10 protein-coding genes are annotated in these 14,655 nt (G+C 42.2%); 3 read left to right on the top strand and 7 right to left on the bottom strand.

All coding sequences use genetic code 11. The annotated features are described in order from the left end of the window. Positions 1 to 970, bottom strand: a 970-nt coding sequence (locus tag WBM98_RS13525; RefSeq protein ID WP_424366552.1) for a 5-(carboxyamino)imidazole ribonucleotide synthase, incomplete at its 3' end; no start/stop codon positions are given. A 138-nt stretch (positions 971 to 1,108) separates the two neighbouring features. On the opposite strand from WBM98_RS13525, the gene WBM98_RS13520 reads away from it, so the two are divergent. The 3 genes from WBM98_RS13520 to WBM98_RS13510 all read left to right on the top strand — a co-directional run bounded on the left by WBM98_RS13520 (position 1,109) and on the right by WBM98_RS13510 (position 4,159). Further along, a complete protein-coding gene (locus tag WBM98_RS13520; RefSeq protein ID WP_424366551.1) occupies positions 1,109 to 2,215 on the top strand; it encodes an adenylate kinase in 1,107 nt (368 codons plus the stop codon). A gap of 339 nt (positions 2,216 to 2,554) precedes the next feature. Further along, complete coding sequence (obgE, locus tag WBM98_RS13515; RefSeq protein WP_424366550.1) at positions 2,555 to 3,556, top strand: GTPase ObgE; 1,002 nt, start codon at positions 2,555 to 2,557, stop codon at positions 3,554 to 3,556. 66 nt (positions 3,557 to 3,622) lie between these two features. Beyond that, a complete protein-coding gene (locus WBM98_RS13510) occupies positions 3,623 to 4,159 on the top strand; it encodes a DUF4136 domain-containing protein (protein WP_424366549.1) in 537 nt (178 codons plus the stop codon). Between the two features lie 53 nt (positions 4,160 to 4,212). Here WBM98_RS13510 and WBM98_RS13505 read toward each other — a convergent pair whose 3' ends face one another. The 6 genes from WBM98_RS13505 to WBM98_RS13480 all read right to left on the bottom strand — a co-directional run bounded on the left by WBM98_RS13505 (position 4,213) and on the right by WBM98_RS13480 (position 14,280). Beyond that, positions 4,213 to 4,593, bottom strand: a complete 381-nt coding sequence (locus WBM98_RS13505) for a DoxX family membrane protein (RefSeq protein WP_424366548.1) — start codon at positions 4,591 to 4,593, stop codon at positions 4,213 to 4,215. Between the two features lie 361 nt (positions 4,594 to 4,954). Next, positions 4,955 to 5,968 (bottom strand): transglutaminase domain-containing protein, encoded by a 1,014-nt coding sequence (locus WBM98_RS13500; protein ID WP_424366547.1) that lies wholly within the window; start codon positions 5,966 to 5,968, stop codon positions 4,955 to 4,957. Beyond that, positions 5,968 to 6,702, bottom strand: coding sequence for a carboxypeptidase-like regulatory domain-containing protein (locus tag WBM98_RS13495; RefSeq protein ID WP_424366546.1), 735 nt, complete (start codon positions 6,700 to 6,702; stop codon positions 5,968 to 5,970). The genes WBM98_RS13500 and WBM98_RS13495 overlap by 1 nt, the downstream gene beginning before the upstream one ends. Before the next feature lie 144 nt (positions 6,703 to 6,846). Beyond that, positions 6,847 to 12,891, bottom strand: coding sequence for an alpha-2-macroglobulin family protein (locus WBM98_RS13490; RefSeq protein WP_424366545.1), 6,045 nt, complete (start codon positions 12,889 to 12,891; stop codon positions 6,847 to 6,849). Positions 12,892 to 13,170: 279 nt separating this feature from the next. Then, positions 13,171 to 13,956: an SDR family oxidoreductase gene (locus WBM98_RS13485; RefSeq protein ID WP_424366544.1), complete on the bottom strand. Its 786-nt coding sequence runs from the start codon at positions 13,954 to 13,956 to the stop codon at positions 13,171 to 13,173. 6 nt (positions 13,957 to 13,962) lie between these two features. Continuing rightward, positions 13,963 to 14,280: a cupin domain-containing protein gene (locus WBM98_RS13480; protein ID WP_424366543.1), complete on the bottom strand. Its 318-nt coding sequence runs from the start codon at positions 14,278 to 14,280 to the stop codon at positions 13,963 to 13,965. Between the last annotated feature and the right edge of the window lie 375 nt (positions 14,281 to 14,655).

Genomic DNA, 14,655 nt, shown 5'->3' with positions numbered 1-14,655 from the left:
CACCTGTATACCCTTCCGCGCCTACTAAATTGACCATGACTCCTGCTACTTTATTGTTGGTATTGCCCAGGGGCAAATCCAAAATGGCCCGAATATGCTGTTCGAATTGGTTGGTATAGCTTGCTTCAATGCTGTAATGTCCACTATTATGGGGTCTCGGGGCCACCTCATTGACCAAGATCTCGTTTTCCTTGGTCAGGAACATTTCTACCGCCAATACCCCTACATGTTTTAAGCGTTTTGAGACCTTTAGGGCAATTTCGAGGGCTTTATTGGCCACGTCCTCATCAATACGGGCAGGACATATGACATATTCGACTTGGTTGGCCTCGGGATGGAACTCCATCTCAACCACGGGATAGGTAATCACCTCGCCCTTGACATTCCGGGCCACGATAACGGCGAGTTCATTTTTAAACGGAATGAGTTCCTCAGCGATACATTCCCCTGGTGACAACCCTTCCAAATCTTTGATGTTTCTAATGATTTTCACCCCTTGGCCATCATAGCCAAACTGGGCGCTCTTCCAAACAAAGGGAAATTCCAGGCTCTCATGCTCAATACTTTCCTTGATTTCACTGGCATAGGCAAAGCGTGAAAAAGAGGCCGTAGGAATGTCATGGTCTACGTAGAACAATTTTTGTTTTCCCTTGTTTTGGATAATGCGTAACGTCGCCGCAGGGGGGTAGACCTGTATCCCTTCATGTTCAAGCTTCTCAAGGGCGGCTATATTTACATTTTCAATCTCGATGGTAAGAACATCGACCTTTTTCCCAAAATTGTATACAGCATCAAAATCCAATAGGTCCCCGATAAAAAATTCATCGCATGCAATTTTGCAGGGCGCATCCTTGGAAGCGTCCATGACCTTCGTATGAATATCGAATTTCCGCGTTTCATACAGCATCATCTTGCCCAGTTGACCACCGCCTAATATCCCTAATTTAAAGTTGGAAGAAAAATAATCCATGGTGTGCTTTATGTGGTTTGGGTTAATGTTCAACGGGTAACTGGAACAAAAATACATCGAATTCTTAAAACTCAAGGGTTGAGATTCAAAAAGAGAAATCAAAATGGTATCTTTGCCATCTTATAAAGCGATAGTCCATTGATAAAACTCCACGATAAATATTTCAAGCCTTATCTCAGTGAGGAACAGATTCTTACTGCAGTCAAATCGATCGCTGAAAAAATTGCCGTCGATTATAAGGATAAGACCCCTGTTTTTGTAGGTGTCCTAAACGGTGCTTTTATGTTCGTTTCCGATTTTCTCAAGGCGTATCCATATCCTTGTGAAGTATCCTTTATAAAATTAAGCTCGTACCAGGGCTTGACCTCTACGGGGATTGTGGAGTCCCTATTGGACCCACCGGATAACATACAAGGCAGGAGTGTGATCATTCTTGAAGATATTATAGATTCGGGTCGTACACTCAAGGAACTGGTGCATATCTTCAACAAGACCAATGTAGCGGAATATAAAATAGCAAGTTTATTCTACAAATCCGAAGTGTACAATGGGGAGTATACCATAGATTATGTTGGCATTGATATCCCCGATAAGTTTATTGTGGGCTACGGACTTGATTATAATGAGTTGGGTCGTAACCTGAGGGAAGTATACCAATTAAATCAAAAACATATGATCAATCTTGTTCTTTTCGGTAAGCCAGGTGCTGGAAAAGGTACCCAAGCCGAGTTTCTAAAAGACCAGTACAATTTACAGCATATTTCAACCGGGGATGTGTTTCGTTACAACATCAAAAATGGCACGGAACTGGGAAATTTGGCCAAATCATATATGGATAAAGGCGATTTGGTACCTGATGAGGTGACCATAAAGATGTTGCAAGACGAGGTAGAAAACCATCTTGATGCCAGTGGATTTATTTTTGACGGTTTCCCTAGAACAGTGGCACAAGCCCAAGCCTTGGATACATTCTTGGAATCAAGGGAAATGAGAATCGATGCTACCCTTGCCCTTGATGCCAATGATGAGGTTTTGATACAACGTCTTTTGGAACGTGGTAAAGTGAGTGGTAGAACGGATGATCAGGACGAATCGAAGATCAGAAATCGTTTTGAGGAGTATAACCAAAAAACGGCCCCCTTGCAAGCGTACTATGAGGCCCAAGGCAAGTTCCACAGTGTAAATGGTATCGGAGCCATCGAAGACATTACCCGCAGGTTGGGCAAAGTTATCGAGGAATTATAAGAAAAGCGTTTATGGGTTGATTTGTTTGTGTTTCATTGATCAATATCAATCTTCAACCATATAGCTGGAAGGCAAGTTGGTCGTCATTAGACCATTGAATATAGGGGATTATGAGGAGTTGTTCAAAGTTGCTTCATACCCGTTGATTTGGGAACAACACGAACATAAAATCTTTGATTTTACCTAATAATATAGGAATAACCTATTTAAACAACAAGGAGTTAAGTTGATCAGTGTGAATCGCAGCGCTTTGAAAACCCTTTTACTACGTCTTGAAGCAAGTTGTTTGAAGTATAAAGTAACCATAAACTAATAATCTATAAACCATAAACTCCAAAAATGACCGAAGGCAACTTTGTTGATTACGTAAAGATCCATGCCAGCTCTGGTAATGGAGGAAAAGGTTCTGCGCATTTGCATCGGGAAAAATACATTACCAAAGGCGGTCCTGATGGGGGTGATGGTGGTCGAGGTGGGCATATCATTGTTCGGGGCAATAAAAATCTTTGGACCCTGGTAGGTTTTAAGTTCAAACGACATTTTAAGGCGGGTCATGGAAGTCACGGTAGCAAGAACAGAAGTTCGGGTGCGGACGGGGAAGATATTTATATGGATGTACCCTTGGGCACTGTTTTTAAAAATGCGGAAACCAATGAAGTACTTTTTGAGATCACCGAAGAGGATGAAGAGAAAATACTGTTGGAAGGAGGTATGGGCGGACGTGGCAATTGGCATTTTAAAACCCCTACGAACCAAACCCCCCGTTACGCACAACCTGGGGTCAAAGGTCAGGAAATAGATGTTGTATTGGAGTTAAAGGTTTTGGCCGATGTGGGTTTGGTCGGTTTTCCCAATGCGGGCAAATCTACCTTATTGGCGGCAATTACTTCGGCAAAGCCCAAAATAGCGGATTATGAGTTTACCACGTTAAAGCCCAACCTGGGTATCGTGAAACATCGTGATTTTCATAGTTTTGTCATGGCCGATATTCCGGGAATTATCGAAGGAGCAGCAGAAGGGAAGGGGCTCGGGCATTATTTCCTCAGGCATATTGAGCGTAATGCCATGCTTTTATTCTTGATTCCTGCGGACAGCAACGATATCAGTAAGGAATATGAGATTCTATTGGATGAGCTTCGTCGATACAATCCGGAACTTTTGGACAAGCAGCGCTTGGTCGCCGTCTCAAAAAGCGATATGCTCGATAAGGAATTGATGGACGAAATGAAGATTGAATTGGACAAGGATTTTTCAGAAGTCCCCTATATGTTCATTTCCTCGGTGTCCCAATTTGGTATCCAAGAACTAAAGGATAGGCTTTGGACCCTACTCAACAGTTAATCGAATAAAGAGCGTTTTCTTCACTTCACGAGCAGATTTTCTTTAAATTTAGGAAAAACTATGCTGATGAAGGGCATCATATATACAATGCTGGTCGTTGCATTATCCTCATTATCTGCTTGCCATGTGGTTCGTGTACATACCGATTATGAAAAGGAAACCGATTTTTCGAATTACGCGACCTATAATTATTATAGTGATATGGAAACAGGCCTGGGTGAATTGGAAGAAAAACGCTTTTTGAATGTGCTGGATATGGCAATGCAAACCAAGGGATTGCGACTTTCCGAAGAACCTGATTTCCTCATCAACATTCAGAGTCGATTTTATCAAACCCCAAGGAACAATTCGGTCGGATTGGGGGTAGGGGGTGTCGGAAGAAATGTCGGTGGAGGGGTGTCTGTGGGCATTCCTGTAGGACAGGCCAAAGTACAGCGGGAAATCATTTTCGATTTTGTCGACAGCCAAAAAGAGCAATTGTTTTGGCAGGCCACAAGCAAGAGCGGTTTCAATGAAAAAGCAACCCCTGTAGAACGGGAGCGTAAGCTAAAGGACATTGTGGCGAAGGTATTGTCAAAATATCCACCGAAATCAAAACAATAGAAAAAGCGGTTCCATTAAGATTCGAAACCGCTTTTTACCATAAATGCTTCAAGTTATCCTCTTAACAAATCCCTATACTTGTCTTTGTAGCCTATCAACATCACGACATTCAAGACCAGTAAAATCAAAGCCCCTGGGATGGTGCCCGGTTCCAAGGTTGCATGAAAAAGAACCGCATTGATCGATACACTCATCAGGATAAGGGCCATCAGAGCCCCGTACTTATTGAATAAAAATGCTAATCCTGCCAAAACTTCCACAAGGCCCACCAGATAAACCGTCTTTGTGCTTGCCAAGCCTCCCATGTAGCCCATGGCAGCTTCACTCATGGCACTATTGTCCATGGGTACAAAGTGGAAAAATTTATCGAGGCCGAAGACCAGAATAAATAGGCCTAGAAGTATTCGTAAGACCATAAAGACTTTTGTGTTCATAATACATCGGTTTAGTTGTTGTTGCCTTAAATATAATAATAAATTGGATTCTTGGTTAGCTGTAATTATTTTATTTTCAGCAACTTATAGGTTTTATTGTTCGGCATAACGTTGAATTTCTTGAGCATGACGACTGGTTTGGGGTGTCTGAACGCTTCGTATCTTGGTAACCACATTGCTAAATCCGCTATGGAGTAGACCCATAGAACATATTCAAAAAACACGTGTAGGTAGGCCATTGAAAAAGTAGTGGATGCTATGGTTCAAGATATATTATTGGAGATACGGATGTGTTTTACATATGGAGAACCTTATTTAGGGAATTTGGCCCCACTGGATCAGCGGGTGAAATCGAATGATGTCATTTCCTTTTTACCTTGACCACATAGGTTGCTACGATGGCATCATCCAACAGAATATGTACATCAAATAGCCCCGACCTTTCAAACACATACTTTAATGCGAATCCGGTTTGGTCCTGTAGGATTATGGGGTGCACGTTTTCGTTTGCAATACCATTGAACAGGGACATACCCAAACGATTTCCATCAAAGGTCTTCGATGTTTGCAGTTGGAAGGAAACAGGTGCGTCCTTAATGGTTTCAATACGCATTACAGTGGGTGATAGCGGTATAATATGGGGTATAAAAGACTCTTTATATACGATTGGTCCCTCGATAAACTCGTTAAAAGTTGGCGGTTCAGGGAGTAATGCCCATTCCGCTTCCAGCGGATAATGGTTTTTAATGAACAATGCGGGATCGGCAAGAAAATAGCCGTCAAAATATGCCGCCTTGAACCTAGGTCCATCTTCATCAAGAATGGTGCTTCCTGCCGACCAAGTAGCATCGCATAGATACCATGTATTGTTTAATTGAACCGCATTCCACGAGTGGTTCGGAAGACTTTCATGACTTAAATGCAAGGTTGGGGTACGACCGTACCCATTAATGATCTTACAATCAATGTCGACCATATGCGCCAATTCACGAATTAAATAGGCATAACCCGTACAAGCTGTTTTCTGTTCCTTAATGATCTTTTGAAACATCTTTGGCGTATACCGGTCGTTCCAAGCCATATAAGCCACTCGATCTTTCGCATGTTTTTTGCGCTTTTTGGTCGTAACGAGGTACGACCCATAGTCATTTTCAATCGTTGTACTGACCCACGTGTAAATCGCCCTGAACTTTTCAACGTCCGTCGATAAATCAGCAGTTAGTTTTTGGGTCAGTACAGGCAAATTGTCTAAATATTGGCCCTTGTGGGCCAAGGCTAAGCTATCCGCTTTCCTAAAATCGATGTCCTTGAATTCAAATTCTTGGGCCTGGGATAAACCGCTAACCAATATAAAAAGCAGAAGAATAGATCTCATTATTTGAAAAGGGCGATGAATTTTTGAAATATAGTACGTTTTGAAACGTAGGCACCACCGACCACCACTTCGCCCATAAGCTCAATATCGGTGGCTTCAAAGATGATGGTAATTTCTATCGTGTCCGTTTTGCTATTCGGTACCCTGTATTCCTTTGCATCATAGCCTAAATAGCTGAAAACCAAAACATCATTGGCTTCCAAGGTTATCGGAAACTCAAACCTACCCTCAAAATCGGTGGATACTCCCGTTGTTGTTCCTTTCAAAACAATTGAAACCCCGGGCAGCGGCAAATTATCCTCATCCAATACAGTGCCTTTAACCGTGTATTTTTCAATACTGATGCTATTATTCGCAACATGGTTTGCAGTAGCAACAAGTTCTGTGTGCACCGTAGTGTTCCCTGTTGATAGTTCTTGCGCCTTTACGCTCGAGAGCGTGCATAATGACAGCAATGAAAAAGTCATTGCCCCAATACCTTTTGACAATATATTCATACCGCTATGATTCAATTCGTTTCTATTATAATCCGTAAGTTGTGACGTCTTGAAGCGACCACAGATATTCCGATTCGTATGACAAAAATAAGGCATTAATTCTGATTGGGACATATTGGTGAAATCGATCACTTCTTTTTCACAACTGTTGCAAAATCCACCATTGGCGGTCTTACTGAAATTTTCAAATTTTTCGGAGCAAGGCTTTTTCACGGTAATACGTAATGAATTTTTCATGATGTTCTGGTTTAAAAGTTATACCTCTAAACTAGATGATTGCCCTTAGTATAAAAACAACCCGTTAGGAATGTCCTGCTTTCAGTGAGCGAAACCACACCTTGAGTGAGTTTGCCAAAAGCTATGGCGATGTATAAAAACGGTTCATTCCACTTTTAACCGCAACCCTTCACTATGACTTGAAAACTCAGGGGCATACATGCTTTGGATCGTGGTAATGCCATTACTGAAATTACCCGCATTGTTTACACGAAGGTCATATTCAAATACAAATACGCCTTTGGGCAGGTAATCGAAAAAGAAATTGGTGCTGGCATCCTTGGTGCTCTCATAATATCCCAAACCATCTTGCCATTTGTATTGTGATAGCACATTTATGGGTTCCAAGCCAGCGGCCCGCATATCCTTCATATGAACAAACTCCATAGGGCGGTCTGCCTTGAGTTCAATACGAACCCGTACGAGATCACCGACCTTTAATTTGGTCTCATTGGTTATCTCGGTTATTTCCTCACCTGTATCTGAATACTTTCTCAAGAAGAGTTTTTTCTTCAATTGCAATGGGGTTTCAGCTGAAGTAATTTTGTCCAAATCCTCAAAATATTGCCAGTAAAGAGCACCCCAGGCGATGCCATCACCTTTTTTGGCAAGTTGTACTTCTGCTTTTTTAGATTCAATTTCGTTATTGTTCCACGAAGTTTTGTAGTAACCAGTTCCTGCCTCGACTTTGACATTCTCCAATTTAGATGGATCAATTTTCTCACCTCCTACTAAAACTTCTACGGCATCGGTAACAGAAAGCCAATCGCTACCTTGTAACAAAAGTGCATATACCGCTTCGGTGGTAGCTTTGGTCGTTTTCCATTGGTTGGTCTGTTTATTTTTCAACAACCAGATTTTAAGATTGTCTATGGTTTTAGTATCATTTTCAATCTCAGAGAATGATTCAATCAATAACGCTTGTGTTTCGATAGGGGCTTGGTACCAATACCAAGAACTGGTGTTTTCTTTCCAGTACATACCCCATTCGTCGGAATTGATGCTGTTCTCTTTTAATGAACGAAGAATTTTCCCTGTATATGTTGCGTCTTTATTTCGATGTAAGATCAAGGCAATCATCCCTTTGGAATACAAACTTCGTTTGGTCCAATATTTCTGTGCTTGACCTAGATAGTATGCAGTGATTTCGTCTACTTTTTTAGAAGTCTTGATGTCTTTAAAAAAACTGCGCATATACAGATAATGCAATTGCGTATGGCTCAAATGGTCATCGTCCAGATTGGTTGCATACTTTTTCATTTGCTCGTATTCGTAGATGAATTCCCGATCTAAATAGCTAATTGCGTTATTTATCATCTCTTTCCCTTCGACTGCGCTCAGGGTGACATCTAACTTTTTTAAATGTCCGAGTCCTGTTATGATGTGTTGGGTAATGAACCGGTTTTCCCTTCCGCCTTTAAACCAGGCCCAAGCCCCGGTTGACATTTGGTTTTGTTCGAGTTTTTGTAGCGCATTGGCCTGCTCATTCCTCATTTTATTCAGGTCGAACAATAGGGCGATCCGTTTTTTCTGGGCGGTTTCAGATTGCGCATCCCGGAGCCAAGGGGTTTCTTGGATTAAAAGTGACTTTAATTCCTGGTTCTTTTCCAAATTGCTCAATAAGGCATCCGAATTCGCCCATTGGTCAAATACTTCCCGGATCCTGGGTGTGCTATTCGCAATATGACTCGCTAGGGAATTGGCATAATATCTTGAAAACAATTGCTCGTTACAATCATAAGGGTACTCCATAAGATAGGGTAGGGCCTGTACGGCATACCATGCAGGATTCGAGGTCATTTCCAAAGTAAGCTTATGGTGTTTCAATGACGTTGAGGTATTATCCTTCAACTTCTCAAGAACAAAGGTCTTGGTTTGATTGCCACGCACCCACATGGGTAAGGTTTCGGTCACCAGCATACGATTGGTCAAAACCGGCAGCACATTTTGCTCCCCATCACTAAAGTCACCCGCTTTGGCTATAATTTTATATTGGACAGCTTGCACATCTGAGGGGATTTTCAACCGCCATGTGACCTGGGTGTTGCCAAGGGAATCAACGGAAAAGGCAACTCCCTTCAAATTATCGGCAGGGGGAGAACCGACCAGTAATTGCGCTGTTTTGTCTTCCCCTGTTAGCGCATCGACCAATTCCAAATACGCCATACCTGATATATTCTTATCAGTTAGGTTCGCGATTTTGGTGCTGATATCTATTTGGTCACCTTCCCGTAAAAATCGTGGGGCATTGGGAATGACCATCAATTCTTTTTGGGTCACGACCTCCATGGTGCTAATGGTACTTTGTAGGGATTTGGTATGTGCCAAGAGCTGCAATTTCCACCGGGTAAGGGCCTCAGGAGAAGTAAAACCAAAGGAGACATTCCCCTCTTTGTCCGTTTGTAATTGAGGAAAGAAGAAGGCGGTTTCCTGAAGATTTTTACGAATGGGTACATCGCCCAAATCTTCTTCTTTGGGTTTGTCCACGATTTCAGCTCCTGCGACATTTCCTTCCATATCAGCTTCTGACATCACAACCTCATCCAAATTTGCGCTGTCTGCCATAACCTCCATGGCAGGCGGAGGTGCAGCTGATTTCATAACGGCACGTTCTCTGTACATTCTTAATTGAGAACCATATCCAAAATGCAATCCAAACCAATTGAAGGTGTCATAGTATTGCGGTTTATAATGGTTTTGATATTCATTGCCATTGTACGCTCTAAATGAGGTATTCCCGAAACTTTGATGGGCATAACTTTGGTAGTTGGAATAATACATTGGGGTATATACTGGGTGGAAATCCCAGTAATGCCCTCTAAAGGCATCTAAGGATGCATCGTACATACTGGCCAAGACCTCGGCAGCTACCTTTTCACCTTTTGGGCCTTTGATTTTGAAGCGCCAGGTTTCATCGGTGCCGGGTTTCAATTTGTCGCGAAAAATCAAGGTCTCGATTTCCAAATCGGTTTTGGGGTAAGGGACCACAATGGGTATGGTGTTTGAAATAAAGGAATTATAGGCTGCAAAACTGTAATTGATTGAAAAGCCGCCAAGGTCTTCCTTGTTGACTGGAATCATGATGGACTTGGAATCTTGGTTTAGCCGAATCAATTGGGTGTTAATGATTTTCCGATCTTTTTCAATAGTGAGGGTTACCTCCAGATTCTTGGCACTTGAAAACAATGTAATCTTCGCTGTTTCCCCGATGGAATAACTTTCCTTGTCGGTTTTAGCCCTAAAAAGAGATTTGTCCGCAAGGGTTTTGTCTTTTTCACTAAAGAGTGTTGTTTGGGCGACGTCTTTGACAACTTGTCCAAACTTGTCCTTAGCTTGTAGCTCAAGGCGATAGGTTCCCGAGGCCCATTTTTTAATAGGGTCAAGCGTTATTTCTGTGGAAATACCTGAATCAAAGGATTTTTCCAATACCAAGGTCCCGTTCTTCCATTGTCTGGGATCATGTTCGCTGTTAAAGGCATCATGGGGGAAAAGTTTTTTGAACGTTTCTTTGGTAAAACCTGCATATTCTGGGGCTTCCCAAGGACGATTCCGCAATACATTTTCAGGGGACACTAGTGTATATATTTTCAGGGTCCCCTTGGTGGGTACAAATTGCCCGTTCAGGTTTTGGGTGTTGAGGGTAATGGTATTGTCTTTTCTGTCCTTGTCTAACGTTTCATCGACAATAATACGGGCTGTAAGCGCATGGTAGCCTACGCGTACCGTTGTGGCCGTGCTGTGGGTCTCCCCATTGATGTCGGTAACATCGGCGGTCACCTCATAATTGAAAATGGGCAAACTTTCCCTATCAGCGCTAGTATCCGGAATGGCCTTAAAATCTATGCTATAGGCACCCGAAGCATCGGTCATGGTCTCCCCATGGGCAATTTCTTGGGGAGCGGAAGTAACATATGGGCGGTACCAGTAAAACCATCTTGGGAAATTCACAATGCGTCGTATGCGATAGGTGACTTTGGCATCGCTAATATTGCTTCCGGCATAGGCTACGGCTTTTCCTGTTATGGTAATACTATCATTTACCTTAAAAGTTTCGGCTATTGGTTCAAAATAAGTCTCAAATTTTGGACGTTTGTATTCCTCTACGGAGAAATCGGTATTCCCGCTAATGTGTATTTCCTTGGAACTTACCTCTAAGGCATAATTGCCGGTTAGGCCATTGTTGGGCACTATGAATTCACCCGTGAAGGAACCATAATCATTCGTTATAAAATCCTGTTGGGCGACTTCCTGATAATTGGCGTCACGAAGGGTAACGGTAACCTTGGTATCCGGTTGTACGTTTGAGGCACCATTTTGGCGGACAACGGCGATACCCTTAAAATATAACGGTTGTCCGGGGCGGTAGATACTTCGGTCCGTGAATAAAAAAGCGTTGTAGTCAATTTCGTGCAGTATCCTTGAATTTACTTTTTGGTCGATATAATAATCACCGAAATAGGCGACGTCATCCCCTGCTGTGATCATGGTCTTGACACTCGTCCATCGTTTACTGGGTAATGGAATCTTGACCTGGCCCAGATTATCGGTGGTATACGTTTTTGTAAAGAATGCACGGTCATAATTCTCTTGGTACGTTAATTTCAGTAGTGCCCCATCCTTGTGTTGCCCGTTATTCCTATCGATTACTTGAAAGATATGGTGCGATTGTGAACGGGTCTCTACCAAGGCCACATTGGTGACTTGTATATCGGTGTAGGCAAACGTGTTGTTATCATTTGTCGGAGTGGCCAAAACAAGGTATAAACCATTTTTCAACTCGGGTAGGATGATTTCAGTACTGTGGTTTTGGTAATCACCTTCGTTCTTTAAACCAGCTTCCCAGGTTTTGGTCAATTTCAAATTCTTGATGAAAGCGAGTTTCTTTGGTTCTGGATAGAGTTTATTCAGTTTCTCTAGATCCTGAGGGGTGATTCTATACGCTGAGAGGAGCAAATGGTCATGGTTTTTATAATTGACCAAGATGCGGGATGGTTGATTGATGGGAATGAACTGTTCGGTGGTCAGGCCCAGGCTTTTTTCCAAAATGGTCGCTCTAAGATCCCTACATTTATCCGCTGCCTTGCTTTTTGGGAATTCACCGATTACAGCATCACAAAGTGCAATAGCTTCTTTTTGTTTCCACTGCTGTTCTGTGTTGGTTTTAGGGGCATACCCATTGCCCCATTGGTAGTATAACGAAGCGATTTCATATTGGTATAGGGCAGACGTTTCATGGGGTACTGTACTTGCCACTGAATTTTGTAACACTTCCAGATAGTGTTGCCCCTTATCTGGGAAAACAGCATTCTGATATACAAATTTCAGGCGCTCCAAATCGACATCCACCAAGGCTTCCGTATCCTTGTTTTCAGCGTGTAACCTGAGCAATTGTTGGTATACCTCTAAGGCTTTAGATTGCAATGAAGTCGTGTCGGTGGTGTCTACCTTTTGGTTTATGAATCCTTCTACCTCACATAATATTTTAGGATTATCGATCTCGAATTTTTGGGCAGGCCGTGTAATGTTCGTTTCTTGGGTTTTATAAAAATCCAAGGCGGTATGGGCTAAAAGATCGAATAGGGTAGGGCGATACGTTTCAGACCCTTTTTGGTCAATGATGATCTCCTTGAACGTATCGACCATAATTTGTTGTAATGCTTTGGGATTTGCAAGGGAATTTTCGAAGTGAACGTTGATTTCCCCAAATAGTGTTGTCAAGTCCCAAGTACGAAAGTCGACCGAATCGATTTTCGTCTCCGTTTTGGTCCTGTTGTAAAATTGATAGCGGTTTTGCTGGAAATATTGCCAATATAGGTTCGCCAAATAACTTTCCAGCACATTTTTTGTGGGTGTTTTTGTAGTTGCGATCTCTTCTTTAAAGTCATTGATGATCTGTAACTGGGCATCCTCTTCCAACGTGAGGGCATACTTTGAAGTATATAAAAGTGATTTGATTATTTGGGGAGAATTCTTTTCTTTTTTCGCTTTACCATAAATTGTTCTAACGACTTCCAATGCGGATTTGGTCAAAGCTTCATTCTCAAATTTTTGAACACTTTTCCAAAGAACTTCGTAAGATTCATCGCTTTTTTGGGAATGTGTCATTTGGGAAAATAGGATTACGGTTACTAGGATCAAGAGATGCTTCATATACATAAAATTAATGAACTGATTTATACTTTTTACTTTCAAGCGAAAATTCGATATTTTTTGGTCATTAAAAGACTTTTTTGATTTGCATAGCAGGGCTACGGAAGGAAAAAAAGACAAAAAATGGGCAAAAAAGGACAATTTTTTAGCGAATGGTAAAAGTTTAAATGAGTTCTACAAACAAAAGTGTGCAAATCCTATGCCAACGGCAACAATAAATGAGGCAATGCTTTGGTTGATTGAGTAAACGGTGCTACACACTTATATAAGTGAGTGATATTAAAGGGATTTCAACAACCCACCATCAATGGGAATTTGGGTTCCGGTGATGTAAGAGGCCTGTTCTGATGCCAAGAACGCCGTAAGAAAGCCATATTCCTTGGGATCGCCAATTCTTTTCATGGGTACCTGTTGCTCCATAGTACTTCGGACCTCCTCGATGGGGATACCCAATTGTTGGGCTTTTGTCGCAATGAGATTCTTGATGCGTTCCGTATCAAAATATCCTGTCAGTATACTATTTACGGTAATTTTATCTGCGGCGACATCTGTGGCCAAGGTCTTGGCCCAAGTGACCAGAGCGGCCCGTATTGAATTGGAAAGGGCCAGATAGGATAGTGGTTCCTTTACCGAAATGGAAGCGACATTAATGATCCGACCCCATTGATTTTTCATCATATGTTCCAAAGCCAATTGTGTGGTGAGCACCACACTTTTAAAAAGAACATCGAAGGCCTCTTGATAATCGGGAATCTTCATGTCCTGGGCACCACCGGCCTTGGGTCCCTGCGTATTGTTCACCAAGATGTCGATATGCTGGTTTTTGAAAAACTTGGAAATTGTTTTGGTATACGCATTGAAATCGTTGAAATCGACCAAAAGATAATCGTGCTTTTGCCCATCTTTTGTGGGCAAGTGCTGTATGATGGCCTTGAGTTGTTTTTCGTTTCGGGCCATAAGGGTCACATTCGCCCCGCTTTCTGCCAATTGTTGGGCAATGGCCCTTCCGATACCCCTACTGCTGCCTCCTACGAGGGCGTTCTTGCCTTTGAGTGAAATGTTCATTTTTACTTATTTGTATTCGTCACGGGCCGGACTAAAAACATCCATTAATCTACAAGGCGTCAATGCCTTGCCACTATGTTCTTTATGTGGTCCGATGACCACCAGATCTCCCGGTTGGTATGTTTTTGTTTTCCCTTCGAGGGTAAATTCAAACAGGCCTTCCAACACCTGCATGATCTGTTCATTTTTATGTGAATGTTCAGGAACTACGGCCCCTTGTTCCACCTCCCAAAAAGCGATGGACATATTTTCTGAATGTACCAATTTGCCATGGTAGCCGGGCATGATTTCCTTGGATTTTATTTCGGATAACTTTAAATCCATCTAGATTGTTTTATGTACTAAGATAAGAAGAATGCCGCCACAAAAGAAAAGTCCCCAAAGGTTTTCAAAACCATAGGGCCTAAGCAATTATATGTATTGATAAATTGCTATATAATTCGACGGTGTAAATGTTCTCCTCGGGGGTAAGATCAATGTCATTGAGTTAAGAAGCTCAAGTGTATAAATGTCCGCTCGACCTGACCGAAATCCCTTTGCTTAATGAAATTGAGGGCGATTTTGAGGGGCTATTCCCACTGTACAATGACAAACTCGCAGCGTCTGTTCCATTCATGGTCTTCTTCTGTACAATCGGCTTCGGTCTTGCATTTCACTAGGGGTTGCGATTCTCCATAACCTTTGGAAACCAAGCGGTTT

Source organism: Maribacter sp. (assembly GCF_049667165.1).
GTDB lineage: Bacteria > Bacteroidota > Bacteroidia > Flavobacteriales > Flavobacteriaceae > Maribacter_A.
The sequence above is the reverse complement of the archived record's forward strand: the minus strand, read 5'-3'. Positions and strand labels throughout refer to the sequence as shown.